Source organism: Rhizobium giardinii bv. giardinii H152 (assembly GCF_000379605.1).
Lineage (GTDB): Bacteria > Pseudomonadota > Alphaproteobacteria > Rhizobiales > Rhizobiaceae > Pararhizobium > Pararhizobium giardinii.
On sequence record NZ_KB902681.1, the window covers coordinates 1 to 16312 of the forward strand.

General features: G+C 63.0%; 14 protein-coding genes. 8 read left to right on the forward strand and 6 right to left on the reverse strand.

The genetic code is table 11. The annotated features are described in order from the left end of the window. The 5 genes from A3AY_RS40160 to A3AY_RS0118230 all read left to right on the forward strand — a co-directional run. On the forward strand, window positions 1-490 hold a 490-nt coding region (locus A3AY_RS40160; protein ID WP_210163020.1), incomplete at its 5' end, for a hypothetical protein. 2 nt (window positions 491-492) lie between these two features. Then, window positions 493-1437: a bifunctional Delta(1)-pyrroline-2-carboxylate/Delta(1)-piperideine-2-carboxylate reductase gene (lhpI, locus tag A3AY_RS0118215; RefSeq protein ID WP_018327101.1), complete on the forward strand. Its 945-nt coding sequence runs from the start codon at window positions 493-495 to the stop codon at window positions 1435-1437. An 86-nt stretch (window positions 1438-1523) separates the two neighbouring features. Continuing rightward, window positions 1524-3986 (forward strand): ATP-dependent helicase HrpB, encoded by a 2463-nt coding sequence (gene hrpB, locus A3AY_RS0118220; RefSeq protein ID WP_026203579.1) that lies wholly within the window; start codon window positions 1524-1526, stop codon window positions 3984-3986. A gap of 30 nt (window positions 3987-4016) precedes the next feature. After that, entirely contained in the window at window positions 4017-5321 is a 1305-nt protein-coding gene (locus A3AY_RS0118225) for an ActS/PrrB/RegB family redox-sensitive histidine kinase (protein WP_018327103.1), read from the forward strand. A 78-nt stretch (window positions 5322-5399) separates the two neighbouring features. After that, a complete protein-coding gene (locus A3AY_RS0118230; protein WP_018327104.1) occupies window positions 5400-5993 on the forward strand; it encodes an ActR/PrrA/RegA family redox response regulator transcription factor in 594 nt (197 codons plus the stop codon). Window positions 5994-6252: 259 nt separating this feature from the next. Here A3AY_RS0118230 and A3AY_RS35485 read toward each other — a convergent pair whose 3' ends face one another. Further along, window positions 6253-6786, reverse strand: a complete 534-nt coding sequence (locus A3AY_RS35485) for an MmcB family DNA repair protein (RefSeq protein WP_018327105.1) — start codon at window positions 6784-6786, stop codon at window positions 6253-6255. A 181-nt stretch (window positions 6787-6967) separates the two neighbouring features. Here A3AY_RS35485 and A3AY_RS0118240 point away from each other — a divergent pair, with 181 nt between their 5' ends. Both A3AY_RS0118240 and A3AY_RS0118245 read left to right on the forward strand, forming a co-directional pair. After that, on the forward strand, window positions 6968-7630 hold the full coding sequence (locus A3AY_RS0118240) for a L,D-transpeptidase (RefSeq protein WP_018327106.1): 663 nt from the start codon (window positions 6968-6970) through the stop codon (window positions 7628-7630). A 149-nt stretch (window positions 7631-7779) separates the two neighbouring features. Further along, the gene (locus tag A3AY_RS0118245; protein ID WP_018327107.1) at window positions 7780-8685 is read left to right on the forward strand and encodes an AraC family transcriptional regulator; all 906 of its coding nucleotides are present in this window, start codon (window positions 7780-7782) and stop codon (window positions 8683-8685) included. 31 nt (window positions 8686-8716) lie between these two features. Here the strand turns inward: A3AY_RS0118245 and A3AY_RS0118250 are convergent, their stop codons facing one another. The 4 genes from A3AY_RS0118250 to A3AY_RS0118265 all read right to left on the reverse strand — a co-directional run bounded on the left by A3AY_RS0118250 (window position 8717) and on the right by A3AY_RS0118265 (window position 14135). Next, complete coding sequence (locus tag A3AY_RS0118250; protein WP_018327108.1) at window positions 8717-8962, reverse strand: Atu4866 domain-containing protein; 246 nt, start codon at window positions 8960-8962, stop codon at window positions 8717-8719. 11 nt (window positions 8963-8973) lie between these two features. Further along, window positions 8974-9708, reverse strand: a complete 735-nt coding sequence (locus A3AY_RS0118255) for an SDR family oxidoreductase (protein ID WP_026203580.1) — start codon at window positions 9706-9708, stop codon at window positions 8974-8976. 148 nt (window positions 9709-9856) lie between these two features. Continuing rightward, window positions 9857-12025 carry a malate synthase G gene (locus A3AY_RS0118260; protein WP_018327110.1) on the reverse strand — a complete coding sequence of 723 codons (2169 nt, stop codon included), beginning with the start codon at window positions 12023-12025 and terminating at the stop codon, window positions 9857-9859. A 109-nt stretch (window positions 12026-12134) separates the two neighbouring features. Next, complete coding sequence (locus tag A3AY_RS0118265) at window positions 12135-14135, reverse strand: hydantoinase/oxoprolinase N-terminal domain-containing protein (protein ID WP_026203581.1); 2001 nt, start codon at window positions 14133-14135, stop codon at window positions 12135-12137. 141 nt (window positions 14136-14276) lie between these two features. Between A3AY_RS0118265 and A3AY_RS0118270 the strand changes: the two genes are divergently transcribed. Then, the gene (locus A3AY_RS0118270; RefSeq protein ID WP_115065822.1) at window positions 14277-14891 is read left to right on the forward strand and encodes a hypothetical protein; all 615 of its coding nucleotides are present in this window, start codon (window positions 14277-14279) and stop codon (window positions 14889-14891) included. Here the strand turns inward: A3AY_RS0118270 and A3AY_RS0118275 are convergent. Then, window positions 14854-16248, reverse strand: a complete 1395-nt coding sequence (locus tag A3AY_RS0118275; RefSeq protein ID WP_018327113.1) for a cytochrome P450 — start codon at window positions 16246-16248, stop codon at window positions 14854-14856. The genes A3AY_RS0118270 and A3AY_RS0118275 overlap by 38 nt on opposite strands. Window positions 16249-16312: the final 64 nt, after the last annotated feature.

The following is a 16312-nucleotide window of genomic DNA, read 5'->3' on the forward strand; positions in this document are numbered from 1 at the left end:
GAACATCCGCCGCCCACGTTTCTCTTTCTCTCTATTCAATTGTCAAAAAACCGACGGTCAAAACCGTCCAAAACCTTTACCCCGAGAGCCCGAAGCGTCACCGCCTGAAACCCCAAATCCGCCCGCCATTTCTCAAAGAAACTTCAGAGCGAGTTCGTCGGTCGCCAGCAGCGCCGCCGCCCTCGTTGGTGAGCGGTTTATAGTCCCACCCCTCAAACGAAGTCAACAGCTCAATTTCAAAAAAATCAATTTTCTCGTAAGCGATTGGTATTACTGGGAGATTTCAAGATTTTGGCAAAACCAGCCGGAATCCAGCCAAAATCCTTACGTCGCGGCCGCGCAATTTCTTGTCCAAATGGTCAAAAGCAGAACAGACCCAACCGTGCGCGGTTCGCGGTCATGCGCCACACGCACAACATCAAATAATCCCGTCCTTTTCGCCACCGGAAGACTCCTGCTAATCTCCCCCCACTTTTGTCATGGGAGATAGACATGCTGGTTCTGAATGAGGCCGATACACGCGCAGCGCTGCCCTGGGGCGATCTGATAGAAGCGCTCCGGGTGATGTTTCGCGACGGCTGCGAAATGCCGGTGCGCCATCACCACGATGTCGCCGTTCCCGGCGAGGAAGCCGCGACCCTGCTGCTCATGCCCGCGTGGCAACCCGGCAGCTATATCGGCGTAAAGATGGTTTCCGTGTTTCCGGGCAATACCGGCCGCGATCTGCCGGCTATTCATGGCAGCTATCTGCTTTCGTCCGGAAAAACCGGTCAATTGCTGGCGATCATCGACGGAGCGGAATTGACGGCCAGGCGCACCGCAGCGGCCTCGGCCGTTGCAGCGGACTATCTTGCCGCCAAGGACGCGCGACGCATGCTGATGGTCGGCGCCGGGCGGCTGTCGCTGAACCTGATAGAGGCGCATGCCTGCGTCCGGCCGATTTGCGAGGTGACGATCTGGGCGCGTGATGCCCGCAAGGCCGAGGCGACGGCGGCACAGCTCGACCTTCCCGGCGTCACCGTCGCCGTGTCGACCGATCTCGAAGCGGCGGCCCGTCAGGCCGACCTGATCTCCTGCGCGACCCTGTCATCGCAACCTCTCATTCGCGGCGAGTGGCTGAAGGACGGGGCACATCTCGATCTGGTCGGCGCCTTCAAGCCGAGCATGCGTGAATCGGACGACCGGGCCGTCGAGCGCGCCTCATTGTTCGTCGATACCCGCGACGGCGCGCTCAGCGAAGGCGGCGACTTGGTCCAGCCGCTGCGCGCCGGCATCATTGCGGCGGGCGCTGTTCGGGCGGACCTGGCGGAGCTCGCGGGCGGACGGCATCCGGGGCGCACCGAACCCGGCGAGATCACCCTGTTCAAGTCGGTGGGGGCTGCACTCGAAGACCTGGCGGGCGCCATTCTCGCCTTCGAGCGGTCCCGTCCAAACTGAGTCCTGCGCCGGATTGTCATTGCGTCGTCGGTGGCGCACTTGCTATTCCGCGAGCGGCGCACCACCGGCGAGGAATATCCATGAGCATGACGAGCACCCTGCCGGACCTGCCGGTGCGGGCTATCCTTACCGAACTCGGCCAGGTTCTGGCGCACGCACCCTCGGTCGTCCTGTCCGCTCCGCCGGGGGCCGGCAAGACGACATTGGTGCCGCTCTTCCTGCTCGATCAACCCTGGCGCGGCGATGGCCGGATCATCCTGCTCGAGCCGCGGCGGTTGGCCGCGCGCGCCGCTGCCGGCCGCATGGCAAGCCTGCTCGGCGAAGCCGTCGGCGAGACCGTGGGCTACCGCATGCGGCTGGACAGCCGGGTCTCGGCCAGGACGCGCATCGAAGTGGTGACCGAGGGCGTCTTTGCCCGCATGCTGCTCGACGATCCGGAACTGCCCGATGTTTCGGCCGTCCTGTTCGACGAATTTCATGAGCGTTCGCTCGACGCCGATGTCGGGCTGGCGCTGGCACTCGACGTGCAGCAGGCGCTGCGCGACGACCTGAAGCTGATCGTCATGTCGGCAACACTGGATGTCGAGCGCGTGGCCGCGCTTCTTGGGGGCGCGCCGGTCATCGAAAGCCGGGGGCGCAGTTTTCCCGTGGATGTGCGCTATCAGGAACGGCCGTCCAGCGAGCGGGTGGAAGACGCCGTGACGCGCGCGATCATCGAAGCCCATCGCCAGGAAACCGGTTCCATCCTTGCCTTCCTGCCGGGGCAGGCGGAAATCACCCGCACGGCCGAGCGGCTGGAGGGTCGGTTCGACGCCTCCACCATTGTCACACCGCTGTTTGGCAATCTCAGCCAGAAGGAACAGGACGCGGCGATCCGCCCGGCACCGGCGGGAACGCGCAAGATCGTGCTGGCCACCTCGATTGCCGAGACCTCCATCACCATCGATGGGGTTCGCATCGTCATCGACAGCGGGCTGCAGCGGCTTCCAGCCTTCGAAGCCTCCACCGGCATCACCCGATTGGAGACCCTCCGGGTTTCTCGCGCCTCCGCCGACCAGCGCGCAGGCCGCGCCGGACGCACGGAGCCGGGCATCGCCATCCGCCTTTGGCATCAGGGTCAGACGGCAGCGCTTCCGGCCTTCACCCCGCCGCAAATTCTTTCAAGCGACCTCGCCGGTCTCGTGCTTGATCTCGCCCATTGGGGCGTGACCGATCCGCAAGGTCTTGCCTTTCTCGACCCGCCGCCACCCACGACGTGGCAGGAGGCGACGGCGCTGCTTACCCAACTTGGCGCGATCGATGCCAATGGCGCTTTGACAGCCCGGGGAAAGCAGATTCGCCAGTTGGCCCTGCCGCCGCGTCTGGCCGCCATGACCGTTTCGGCGGCTAGGGAGGGACAGGCCTGTGAGGCCTGCCTGCTGGCCGTTCTGCTGACCGAGCAGGGCCTGGGTGGAAATGGTGTCGATCTCGAAGACCGGTTGCGTCGTTTCAAGTCCGAGCGCGGCGAGCGCGCCGAGGCCTCGCGCGGCCTTGCCCGGCGCATGGCAAAGGGCTTGAGCGCAGGCAAGGAGACGAACGATCCGGTGCAGCCGGGCATGCTGCTGATGCACGCCTTTCCGGACCGGATCGCCCTGCAGCGCGGCGGGCGCGGTCGCTTCGTCATGGCCAATGGCCGCGGCGCGGAACTGCCGGAAACCGAGCGCCTGGCCGGCGCTTCGATGCTGGTCATCGCCGACCTCACCGGGCGTGCCGGCGGTCAGCGCATTCTTGCCGCCGCCGAAATTTCCCGTGCCGATGTCGAAGCACACATGCCGCAAGCGATCATTCGCGAGGACCAGACCTTCTTCGACCGGCCGAGCCGGCAGGTCCGAGCAAGGCGGGTGACGCGGCTGGGCGCCATCGTCTTCGAGGAAACGCCGCTTCCGCGGCCGAGGGGCGAAACGGCCGCGCGGGCGCTGGCTCAAGGCGTCCGGCAACTCGGTCTTGCGGTACTGCCTTTCTCCAAGGAAGCAATGCAATTGCGGGACCGGATCGGTTTCCTGTACCGCACCATTGGCGACCCTTGGCCGGATATGTCCGACGAGAGCCTGCTTGCCGGGCTGGAGGACTGGTTCGTGCCCTTTCAGGGTGAGACCCGGGGCATCGACGACATCAGCGCCGCCAGCCTTTCCGAAGGGCTGCAGTCGCTGGTGCCACACGCGGTCGCCCGCGATCTGGCACGGCTTGCACCGACCCATTTCGAGGCGCCGACGGGCCAGCGCCATCCGATCCGTTATGACGGCGACGAACCGGTTCTGTCCATCCGCGTGCAGGAACTGTTCGGGTTGAAAACCCATCCGTCGATCGGCGGCGGGCGGCTGCCACTGCTTCTGGAATTGGTCTCGCCCGGTCACAAGCCGATGCAGACCACGCGCGACCTGCCGGGATTCTGGGCCGGGTCCTGGAAGGACGTCCGCGCCGACATGCGCGGCCGCTACCCGAAACACCCGTGGCCCGAGGATCCGGCAAATGCGGCGCCGACGACACGGGCAAAGCCGCGTGGTACATGAAACGCAATGACGAGGACGATGGGAAACCAGATGACGGCAGCAGAGATCGAAAGCGATGAACCGACCACGAGCCGGGTGCTGCGGCTGCAGACGATCGTCCGCCTGCGCTGGCTTGCGGTCGGCGGGCAGTCCATCGCAGTGATCATCACCGCTTTCTTGCTGCAATTCCCGTTGCCGCTGATTGCCTGCTGCTCGCTGATCGCCTTTCTTGCCCTGGTGAATGCCTACCTGACGATCCGCTACCCGCCGACGCATCGGTTACAGCCGCCAGCGGCTTTTGCGCTGCTCGGCATTGACCTGGCGCAGCTCACCGCCCTTCTCTTCATCACCGGCGGGCTCGCCAATCCTTTTGCGCCGCTCGTCTGCGTACCGGTCATCATCTCGTCTGCCTCGCAACCCAAATGGCACAGCGTCGGCCTCGCCATCCTCGCGATTCTTGGGATCACGGCGCTGGCATTCACGCCCTTTCCGCTGCCGTGGTATCCTGGCGTCGTGCTTCTCGTGCCGACGATCCTGACGGCCGGTTTCTGGTTCGCCATCGTTTCGACCACAGCTTTTGCCGCATTCTACACCTATCGTGTCTCGCTCGAGGCAAGCGAGCTGTCGGAAGCGCTGACGGCGACGGAACTGGTGCTGCAGCGGGAAAAGCACCTGTCGCAGCTCGACGGGCTGGCTGCCGCGGCGGCGCACGAACTGGGAACACCGCTTGCCACCATCAGTGTCGTCGCCAAGGAGATGGAACGAGAGCTTGGCGACGACCCCCGGTTTGGTGAGGACGTGCAATTGCTGCGCAGCCAGAGCGAACGCTGCCGCGATATCCTGCGCCGGCTGACGACCTTGTCTTCCGAGAACGAAGCGCATATGCGGCATCTGCCCCTGTCGTCGCTGATCGAGGAAGTGATGGCGCCGCACCGCGAATTCGGCATCCGGATCAACCTCGTCGAAAGGGGCGACCGCGCCACCGAGCCCGTCGGCAATCGCAATGCGGGCATTCTCTACGGCCTCGGCAACCTCCTGGAAAACGCGGTCGACTATGCCAAGCAGGAGGTGACGGTCACGGTCGTTCATACGCCGGATATCGTCTCGGTCACCATCGAGGATGATGGCGATGGCTATGCGCCCGACATTCTCAGCCGGATCGGCGAACCCTACGTGACCAAACGCCAGAAGGACGACAGCGCCGGCGGACTGGGCCTCGGCCTGTTCATCGCCAAGACGCTGTTGGAGCGCTCGGGCGCCAAACTGACGTTCGAAAACGGCGGCCCGGACAAGCCGGGCGCGCGCGTCAGCGTCGAATGGCCACGCACACTGATGGACACGAAACTGACAAAATGACTTTATGGCATTTTGAACCGCGAATATGCGAACTACATAGAGCGCAGAAAAATTGAGCCCTGCGCCGAGGATTGCGACATGACGGAAAGAACTACCGAACAGGCACCAGCCGCCGGTGACGGCAAGCTGGATGCCGCGTTGATCGGCGCCGACACTTCCCTGCTGATCGTCGATGACGACGCCCCCTTCCTGCGCCGTCTTGCCCGTGCGATGGAGACGCGCGGCTTTTCCGTCGATATCGCCGAATCCGTTGCCGAGGGTATCGCCAAGGCAAAGACACGCCCGCCGAAACACGCGGTCGTCGATCTGCGGCTGGGCGACGGCAGCGGGCTGGACGTGATCGAAGCGATCCGCGCCAAGCGCGACGACACCCGCATCATCATGCTGACCGGCTATGGCAACATCGCCACCGCGGTCAACGCCGTGAAACTCGGCGCCGTCGACTATCTCGCCAAGCCTGCCGATGCCGACGATATTTTCGCGGCCTTGGTACAGCGGGCCGGCGAGCGCGCCGAGCCGCCGGAAAACCCGATGTCGGCCGATCGCGTCCGCTGGGAGCATATCCAGCGCGTCTACGAGATGTGCGAGCGCAACGTGTCGGAAACGGCCCGGAGACTGAACATGCACCGCCGTACCTTGCAGCGCATCCTGGCAAAGCGCGCACCCAAGTAATACCAAAGATCACTGATAATGACCGATGTGACCGGATCGATTTTGACTTACGGCTAGGAGAAAACCGCAGTCGGACCAGAAGGTCCGGCGAGGATTTTTGACGACGTCCGGAAGCCAAAAGCGACCGGCCCTTCGGGTGGCCCGGAAATCGGCCACCGGAGGGCGTCGAAATCCTCGGCGGTTTCTTCTACCCGGACGCCCGTTTCCGGGCCATCACATCGGTCATTATCAGTGATCTTTGGTATAAGGTGTGCTCGTCTTAACTTTCGCTGTCGAGAGCGCCGGAAACGATCTCGCGCATGTTCGGGCTGGTATCGCCTGCCCGGTCGGCCGACCACTCCGCCAGCATCAGCCGCTGCGCCGCGACCCGCCCGAAATTGAGGGATACCGACTTGCGCGTCGGAGCCGCGAGCCGGTGTTCGGGCGCGTCGCGGATCATCTCCGCGTCATAGCCGTCCGACAGCAGCAGCCCGCATTCTTCCGGAAAGATGTCGAGCGGCACACCGCTATGGGTGGCGAAGTAAAGCCGGTCTGAATGCATCCGGTAATCGGGCCATTTGCGGTCGACCTTGAAATCCTCGATCGAGGTCTTGATCTCGACAATCCAGATATCCCCTTTGGGCGAAATCGAGATCAGATCCGCCCGCCTTCCGCTTGCAAGCGTCAGCTCCGGCAGCACCGCATGGCGCATTTCATGAAGGAATCGCTGCACGCCGCGGCGCACCATCAGCGCGCGCTGCGACTGGCGCCCGTCGATCAGCGGGCTGTCGTTGTGGATAGAGAGAATCGCCATGCATTAAACTCTGGCACAAGGCCGCTTTTGTTGCAAAAAAACACTCCGTGGAGTTTTTGAAACATCCGGCAAAAATGCTGCGCCGCATTCACTTGCAATCGGGATGTTAATCGAAAATAAACCATAATCGCTGATGGTCGAGCCGACCCAGATATTCTTAACTTCATTTTAAGAGACACCCATGCGCTTCCGCAATGCAGTTCTGCTGTGCAGCCTCGCGGCCACCCTTGCTTTGGCCAGTTGCTCCACCGCACCGATCTCTCCCATCGGTGAAAAAGTCGCGACCAACCAGATTTTCTCGAATGGCTACGGTCCGGTCGAGGATCACGGCTACGCCCTGCCGGCGATCCCGATCAACAAGGTCAACGAGCGCTTCCACCGTCAGATCGTTGATTATACCACGGCTGAAAAGCCCGGCACGATCATCGTCAACACGCCGAACCGTTTCCTCTACTTCGTGTTGCCCGGCGGCAAGGCCGTTCGCTACGGCATCGGCGTCGGCAAGGCGGGCTTCGCATGGGAAGGCCGCGCCTATGTCGCCTGGAAGCAGGAATGGCCGACCTGGCATCCGCCGAAGGAAATGGCCGAGCGCAAGCCGGAAGTGGCGCAGTATGTCGAGGACGGCATGGGTCCGGGCCTGCGCAATCCGCTCGGCGCCCGCGCCATGTACCTGTTCAACGACGAAGGCAAGGATACGCTGTTCCGCATCCACGGATCGCCGGAATGGGCATCGATCGGCACCGCCGCCTCTTCGGGCTGTATCCGGATGATCAACCAGGACATCATCGATCTCTATGCCCGCGTCCGCCCGGGCAAGAACACCCGCGTCATCGTCCAGCAGTAGCGAAATCTGGCGTTCATCGCAGATGCTTTCCAATCCCCGGCTTGTCTGGGGATTTTACTTTGTGGCCCCTGGCCTGCCTCGAGGTTTGCGCCTTGACGCCGCACATCCGTCTTCCGATATCTGCCAACAGGATTTTGCGGAGGCGCGCTTTGTACGATATCGGAAATCTCGCGGCATTGATGGACAAGCACACACATGTGGACGGGGTGCACCCGACGGCCATTCCGCGGGTCGTTCTCATTCGCGTCTCCCGTCCTACCACGCCCCTTCATGTCCTGCACGCGCCGGCGGTCTGCATCGTCGCACAGGGTGAAAAGCAGGTGATGCTGGCAGACCGCATCTATCGATACGATCGCAGTCGATACCTGACGGTTTCCGTCGACCTACCCCTGGTCGGCCAGATCGTCACGGCAACCGCGGAAGAGCCATATCTCTGCCTTCGCATCGATCTCGACCCGGTTCTGCTCAGCGAAATCCTGATCGCCGCCGGACAGACGGAAAGCGAAGAAGCAACCACTGCCTCCAGCGGCCTTTTTCTCAACGACGCCACGCGAGATCTGATCGAGACCGCCATCCGGCTCTTGCGTCTGCTGGACAGCCCGCGCGACATCGCGATGCTTTCGCCGCTGATCGAGCGTGAGCTTCTCTATCGACTGCTGATGGGGCCGCAAGGCGGACAGTTGCGCCAGATTGCCCATGGAGAGAGCCGGTTACGGCAGGTCAACGCCGCGATCGGCTGGATCCGGCGCAATTTCGACAAGCCGCTGAGGATCGAGGACATGGCCGAGCAGGCCCGCATGAGCGCCTCGTCCTTCCATCAGCATTTCAAGGACGTCACGGCCATGAGTCCCCTGCAGTACCAGAAGCAGCTTCGCTTGCAGGAAGCGCGGCGGCTGATCCTTGGCCAGGCGCTTGACGCGGCAACCGCCGCCCATACGGTCGGCTACGAAAGTCCGTCGCAGTTTTCACGGGAATATGCGCGCCTGTTCGGCGCGCCGCCGCTGCGCGACATCGCCCGATTGAAGGCTTCGCCGGACTATCTGCTGCAGGCTTGAGGGGCACCCGAAAGCGCCCCCAAGCGTTTGTTCACTTCTCGCGGCGCAGCACCATGCCGGCATGGTGCAGAACACCGTCGATGAAATCTCCATCGGCGGTGAAGCCGGTCTCGTCGACGTAGTCGATATGCGTACCGGTCACGGTGTACCGCCCGCGATAGGCGCTCTTGCGCTTTCCTCTCGCCTCGTCGTAACGACCTTCCGGCAAAAGCTCATGGCGGATATAGCCGTCCGCCGTGACCCACATGCCGACATAGGGATGATCTGCCATCGTCATCGCGCCACTCCTCAATAGGGGCTTGCCGTCGGGCGAACGATCAGTTCGCTGACATCCACGTCATCGGGCTGGGCGATGGCATAGCCAATCGCGCGGGCGATGGCTTCCGCCGGAATGGCTATTCTGCGGAAACCCTGCATCGCCTCACGTGCCGTCTCGTCGGAAATGGTTTCGGCCAGCTCCGATTCGGTGACGCCAGGCGAAATCACGGTGACGCGAATCCGGTCGTTTTCCTGGCGCAACCCTTCTGAAATCGCGCCGACCGCGAATTTCGTGGCGCAGTAGACCGCCGCCGTCGGCGAAACCGCGTGGCCGCCGATCGACGACAGATTGATGATCTGACCGGTCCCCTGAGCCTTCATGATCGGCAAGCTTGCGGCTATGCCATGAAGAACACCGCGAATATTGACGTCGATCATCCGGTCCCACTCCTCGACTTTCAGTGCGTCGAGCGGCGACAGCGGCATGACGCCGGCATTGTTGACGAAGACATCCAGGCGGCCATATTCGCGGACGGCTTCGCGGGCAAAGGCCTCCATGTCGGCGCGATCGGTGACGTCGAGTGCGCGACAGAGGGCGGTTCCGCCCTCCGCTCTTATGGCTTCGACCAAGGTTTCCAGCCTGTCGGTGCGGCGGGCGCCTAGCACGACGCGGGCGCCTTCCTTTGCAAGGTATCGCGCCGTAGCCTCGCCGATACCGCTGCTGGCGCCGGTAATGGCGATCACTTTTCCGGTAATAGCTGACATTTCATTGTCCTTTTTCCTCTTGCGGCGGGAACGCCCCGCCGCTGGAAAGGACAATGATGGAGAACACCTTTTCAGTGGTAGATCATCACTCCGAGAGTCTTGCCTGATCCTCCAGGGAGATCGCGAATCTGCACGACTATCCGGCCGGTCAGGCCGCCTGGCTTGCCTTCAGCTCCAGCCGGCGGCGATGTAGGACCGGTTCGGTGTAGCCGTTCGGCTGTTCGCGGCCTTTGAGCACCAGCTCAAGCGCTGCCTGGAAGGCGATGGAGCCTTCGAAATTGCCCGCCATCGGCATGTAGGCCGAATCACCGGCGTTCTGCTCGTCCACGACCGCCGCCATGCGCTTCATCGTCTCGACGATCTGCTCCTCGCTGACGATGCCGTGGTGCAGCCAATTGGCCATATGCTGGGCGGAAATGCGCAGTGTCGCACGGTCTTCCATCAGGCCGACATTGTTGATGTCCGGCACCTTGGAGCAGCCGACCCCCTGATCGATCCAGCGGACGACGTAGCCAAGAATCCCTTGCGCATTGTTGTCGAGTTCACGCTGGATTACTTCCGGCGTCCAGTTCGGCCGCGATGCGACCGGGACAGAGAGGATATCGCTGAGCTTTGCCCGCGCCCGGCTCTTCAGCCCTGCCTGAACCGCGGTGACATCGACCTTGTGGTAGTGGGTTGCATGCAGGGTCGCGGCCGTCGGCGAGGGAACCCAGGCCGTGTTGGCGCCAGCCTTCGGGTGGGCGATCTTCTGCTCCAGCATCGCCGCCATCAGGTCGGGCATTGCCCACATGCCCTTGCCGATTTGGGCATGGCCGGACAGGCCGCATTCCAGGCCGATATCGACATTCCAGTTTTCATAGGCCGCGATCCAGGCCGCCTGCTTCATGTCACCCTTGCGGATCATCGGACCGGCTTCCATGGAGGTATGCATTTCGTCGCCGGTGCGATCGAGGAAACCGGTATTGATGAAGACGACGCGTTCCTTCGCCGCCCGGATGCAATCCTTCAGGTTGACGGTGGTGCGGCGCTCCTCGTCCATGATGCCCATCTTCATCGTGTTGGTCGCCATGCCGAGCGCGTCTTCGACGCGACCGAAGATTTCCGAGGCAAAGGCAACCTCTTCCGGACCATGCATCTTCGGCTTGACGACATAGATCGAGCCTTCGCGCGAGTTCATCCGGCGGCCGTTTGGGCCGATATCGTAGAGCGCGATCAGGCCGGTGATCATTGCATCCATAATCCCTTCCGGAACCTCGTTGCCGTCGCGATCGAAAACAGCCGGATTGGTCATCAGGTGGCCGACATTGCGCACCAGCATCAGGGCGCGACCTTTCAGCGAAATCTTCGATCCATCCGGCGCGGTGAAGCCGAAATCCGGATTGAGCTTGCGGATAAAGGTGCTGGCGCCCTTGGTGACCTCTTCCTGCAGGTCACCCCGCATCAGGCCGAGCCAGTTGCGATAGACGACGACCTTATCCTCAGCATCGACGGCGGCGACGGAATCCTCGCAATCCATGATCGCGGTAATCGCCGACTCGAGAATGACGTCGGAAATATGAGCCGGATCGTCCTTGCCGGTCGGCGTCAACGCATCGATGACGATCTGGATATGCAGGTTGTTCTTTTTCAGAAGCAGGTGAGATGGCGACGCCGCATCGCCGCGGAAGCCGGCAAATTGAGCTGCATCGGCGAGCGTCGTCGCACCGGCCGCCGTCGAAATCGCCAGGTTTGAGCCAGTAACCGCAAACCCCGTGACGTCCTTCCAGCTTCCGGCAGCGAGCGGCGCACTGGTATCGAGAAAGCCGCGCGACCAGGCGATAACCTTCTGTCCGCGAACCGGGTTATACCCCTTGGCCTTCTCCGCGCCGCCGTCTTCGCTGATGGCGTCGGTGCCGTAGAGCGCATCATAGAGCGAGCCCCAGCGGGCATTGGCGGCGTTCAGGGCATAGCGCGCGTTCATCACGGGAACGACGAGCTGCGGTCCGGCGATGGTGGCGATTTCCGGATCGACATTGCTGGTGGATACGGAAAAATCCGGCCCTTCCGGCAGAAGATAGCCGATCTCCCTCAGAAAGCTTTCGTAGGCGGCCATGTCGACGGGCGCGCCGTTCTGGCGGTACCAGTTGTCGAGCGTCTCCTGAAGCACGTCACGTCTGGCAAGAAGGGCGCGGTTTTTCGGCGCCAGATCGTGAACGATCTGAGAGAATGCCGAAAAGAACCGATCGGCGTCGATGCCGGTGCCCGGCAGAGCCTCGGTCACCAGGAAATCGTGCAGGCCTGCATCGATCTTCAATCCATTCTTTTCTATCCGGCCCATCGGCAACTCCCTGAAATAACGCGCAAATATGAGAGGCCGCAGTCTCGCATGGTTTCATTCCCTGTCAATCCAGCGAAAATGCGAAGAATTATTTCCAAAACCGAACAAATCAGGCATGCGCGACGCGCGGCCGGCCGCTGGCGACAGCCGTGAACCGAGCCTCGATCAGCCTCCGGCTACCCTCGACCTCCGGCGCATCGATATCCTCTCGCACCATCACGGCCGGCTCGTCGGCGCCATTCGCCCGGGCCGAAGCCAGCGCCGCCGTTTCCGCCCGCTCGCGTGCCGATGCGAAGGCCTTGCCTTCATCGAGGAAGCGGCTGCTCGGCCCGGCACCGTTGACGATGAAGATACCCTCTTCCGGCGTCGTGACAAAGACGGTCACCGAAGCCCGCACCTGACCGACGACCGCGCCGACCGCATTGGCGACACCCGCTTCTTGCGGAATGCACGATTCGGCGCGCAGCATTTCGGCGATAGCCGGATAATAGACCGGCGCGGAAGCACCGAGCCCGACCAGCGGCCGGTCGAGCGAGAGGGAAAAGCCGACGATACCGGGCTCGCGCTTCAGCGCCCGATCGACGGCAAGCGACACGGCCGGATCAATCGCCGCGCCATCCTCCGCCAGGCAGGAAGAAAGAATGACTTCGGCGGACTGGCGCGTCAGCCGGGCGACGATAAGTTCCGACAGTTCGTTAGCCGAGGCGGCGATCGGCTTGCCGGATCCGTCCCTGGTGCGCGCGGCAAGTTCGGCGCCCAGCCGCGCAGCCGTCGCGTTCCACTGCCCCTGGCGCCCGAGCACATGCATGGCATCGGACGGTGTCAGGCCGCAGATATGCACGAGGCCGCGCGCAACCAGCCGGTCCAATGTCGCCTTCTGCGGCGTGCTCGTCAGAAGGTGCTCCAGCGACACCGGCACATCACCGATCCGCTCGTACAAGGCCTGCTCCTGCAGGTGAAGGCCGCTCGCCAGATGATCCGGAAGGCCGGTACGAACAGCAAAACGGCCGTCATGACGGCCGACATGGGCCGTGCGCAGCTGTCGTTCGAGCACGGAAATCACCGCATCCGCATGCTGGGCAGCCACCAGACTGAGAGGCAGGAACCGGCGCGGACCGAGATCGATCTTCGCCTTGAGGCCGCGATCGTTGATGCGCACTTCCGAATCGCCGCCAAGCCCGAAGGTGCGCATCGCGACCGCCTCGACCATGGTGCGGAAACCGCCGACGACGGCGCCTTCGCCGTCGAGACGCGGGCGCCCCTGATCAAGCACGGCGACATCCGTCGTCGTGCCGCCGATATCGGAGACGACCGCATTGTCGAGGCCGGTCAGGTGCCGGGCGCCGACAAGGCTGGCGGCGGGGCCGGAGAGAATGGTCTCGATCGGCCGCAACCGCGCTTCGGCAGCGGAAATCAACGCGCCGTCACCGCGCACCACCATCATCGGCACGTCGATGCCGCGCTGTTGCAGAAAGCCTTCGCAGGCGCCGATCAGCCGGTCGATCATCGAGACCAGGCGGGCGTTGAGCAGGGTCGTCAGCGCGCGGCGCGGACCGCCGAGTTTCGAGGAGAGCTCATGGCTGCAGGTGACCGGCAGGTGCGAGACCTCGCGGATACGATTGCGCACCCGCTGTTCGTGAGCCGGATTCCGCACGGCGAAATAGCCGGCAATCGCAAAGGACGAAACCTCCCTCGACAACTGCGGCAGCGCCTCGTCCAGCGCCGTCATGTCGAGCAGCGTTTCGCCGCCATGCACATTGTGACCGCCCGGCAGGAAGATCACCGGATCGGAGCCGAGCGCTTCTGCCAGGCCGTCGCGCTTCAGGTCGTCCGGCGAAAAACCGATCATGACGAGGCCGGCGCGCCCGCCCTGGCCTTCGACCAGCGCGTTGGTGGCAAGCGTTGTCGACAGCGAAACGAGGCCGATGGCGGATGCGGGAACCTCGGCCTCTGCCAGCACCGCCTCAACGGCGCCGGCAATGCCGACGGAGAGGTCGTGGCGGGTGGTCAGCGCCTTTGCCTTGGCGACGACGCCCGCCGTCTCGCTGAAGAGGACCGCATCGGTATAGGTTCCGCCGGTGTCGATACCGAGGAGAAGGTGTTCAGTCAAAGCAACGTCCATTCACGCAGGGGCCGGAAACCCGGCTTCAAAGCCTATCGTCGCGGTGATATGACATCTTTCAGCGAAAGGCCATCGCCGCGCCGACGTCGATATTTCAACGCAGCGACACCGCGACACAAGAGGATCCGCATGACCCGCTTCCCTCACATGCTCTTTCTGACGCTCGCGCTTGCCGGCTCCCCCCTCCTTTCCGGCACCGTTTTTGCACAGGACGCCGAGGAGGAGGAGTATAAGGCGGTTCTTCCCGACGTCTCGATCTACAAGGCAATGCTCGATGCCAACAAGATGACGGGGTGGATACAGTTCCGCAACTACGACGACAAGCAGCTCATCTATTTCACCACGCTGCAGACGATGCACTGCCGGCTTTCGGAAATCCGCTACTCGATCAATTCGGATGCACTGGACAAGCGCTTTCCGCTCGGCAAATGCAATCCGCAGATCCCGTTCAATCTGCCCGAGGACAATACCAACGAGTATATCTATATCTCGCTGCCGGCCGGAGAGGCGAAAACGCTGACCATCCAGGCCGTTTGGGACGATGGTGCGGGCAGCGAGATCGTCGTCTACAAACCCTGCGAGGGCGTCGGCGATTCCACCTGCGCGCAGATCAAGACGATCAAGAAACCGAAGAAGCAGCTGCAGGAGCCGGTGCCCGCCGATTCGCCGATCCGCGCCGTGCAATCCGAAACCCCGGGCAAGACGTTTACCGAGCCGACACCCTCAACGGCAGCCCGCCCCTAGGCTGCGTCGTCAACCGCTGCACCGGCCAGGGCCTGGTTTCCGGCGTCATGTCGAACCGGAAGCGCTTCATCATCACGGCAAGCCCGATCACCGCTTCCTGCAAGGCAAAGGTGGCACCGATGCAGGTCCGCGGTCCTGCACCGAAAGGCAGATACTGGAACCGGTGCAGCTTTTCGCGGTTTGCCGGCAGGAACCGTTCCGGCATGAAGGCGCGCGGCTTTTCCCAATAGAGCACATGGCGATGCAGCGTCCAGGGCATGATAAGGACCGGGATGCCCTTGGGGATCTCCACCCTTTCGCCATCGGGCGAGGTCCATGAATCGGCATTGATCGCTGCACGGTTGATGGAGGGCGCGGGAGGATAGAGCCGCATTCCCTCTTCGAAGGCGGCGCGCACATGCGGCATCAGATCGAGCCAGTCGACCGGTTCGGCTCCGCTCGACAGCACGCTGTCGATCTCCGCCTCCATGTTCTCGCGCACCTGCGGAGAATTGGCGACGCAGTAGATCGTCCAGGCAAGCGCGCGCGCCGTCGTTTCGTGCCCGGCGCCGATGAAGGTCAGGATATTATCGGATATTTCATCGGTCGAAAGTCCGTCCGGCCGTTCCAGTTGCAGGAGCAGCGTCAGAAAATCCTGCGGCGCCGATGCCGGATCGGAGCGTATCAGCTGCCGCCGGTGATCCATGGTTTTCGCGACGATGCCACGGAATTCCGCCATCACCTTGGCGCCGCCGATGCGCGTCAGGCGTGGCACCCAGGGCGGCGCAAGCAGAAGGTCCATGGGATCGACGCGGCCCATGCGATGCAGCAGACGTTCGACGCTGTCGGCAAACCCTTCGGTCTCGGTGGCGATCTCCCCGGAAAACAGCGTCTCGGAAAGGATCTCAAAGGTGAGCTCGGTCATATCATTGGCGATATTGGCGACCGCGCCGGCCGCTGCCGCCTCGTCGTATTTCGCGACGTATTCCTCGGTCTTTGCCAGCATCTGCTTGGCGAAACCCCTGGCATGGCGCGGCGTGAACACCGGGGCCATGGCCTTGCGGGAGCGTCGCCACACCTCGCCCTCGGCCGTCAGCAGTCCATCGCGCAGGATCGGCCGCAGGATGAGGCGGCGCACCTTGGACATTTCATAGTTCGAGGCATTCTCAACCAGTACATGGCGGATCAGGTTCGGATCATTGACGATCAGGGTTCGTTGGTTGATGAACTTGGTGTCGATCCAGGGCAGCGTATAGGAGGGCTCGCCCCACAATTCGAGCGGATTGCGCATCACGGTGCGGATGGTTTGCAGCCGCGACGGCGGCACCGTGCGCGGGATCGGCGCAGGCGGCTCGAAAGGTTCCGGTCTCACATCCATGGATGGCTTTCCGCGCCGCCACGCATTGGCGGCTCCAACCGCTCAGTGTCGCATAAAGGTGTGG

Coding starts and splice junctions, on each gene's coding strand:
- lhpI (WP_018327101.1), top strand. CDS start 493: ATGCTGGTTCTGAATGAGGCCGATACACGCGCAGCGCTGCCCTGGGGC.
- hrpB (WP_026203579.1), top strand. CDS start 1,524: ATGACGAGCACCCTGCCGGACCTGCCGGTGCGGGCTATCCTTACCGAA.
- A3AY_RS0118225 (WP_018327103.1), top strand. CDS start 4,017: ATGACGGCAGCAGAGATCGAAAGCGATGAACCGACCACGAGCCGGGTG.
- A3AY_RS0118230 (WP_018327104.1), top strand. CDS start 5,400: ATGACGGAAAGAACTACCGAACAGGCACCAGCCGCCGGTGACGGCAAG.
- A3AY_RS35485 (WP_018327105.1), bottom strand. CDS start 6,786: ATGGCGATTCTCTCTATCCACAACGACAGCCCGCTGATCGACGGGCGC.
- A3AY_RS0118240 (WP_018327106.1), top strand. CDS start 6,968: ATGCGCTTCCGCAATGCAGTTCTGCTGTGCAGCCTCGCGGCCACCCTT.
- A3AY_RS0118250 (WP_018327108.1), bottom strand. CDS start 8,962: ATGACGATGGCAGATCATCCCTATGTCGGCATGTGGGTCACGGCGGAC.
- A3AY_RS0118255 (WP_026203580.1), bottom strand. CDS start 9,708: ATGTCAGCTATTACCGGAAAAGTGATCGCCATTACCGGCGCCAGCAGC.
- A3AY_RS0118260 (WP_018327110.1), bottom strand. CDS start 12,025: ATGGGCCGGATAGAAAAGAATGGATTGAAGATCGATGCAGGCCTGCAC.
- A3AY_RS0118270 (WP_115065822.1), top strand. CDS start 14,277: ATGACCCGCTTCCCTCACATGCTCTTTCTGACGCTCGCGCTTGCCGGC.
- A3AY_RS0118275 (WP_018327113.1), bottom strand. CDS start 16,248: ATGGATGTGAGACCGGAACCTTTCGAGCCGCCTGCGCCGATCCCGCGC.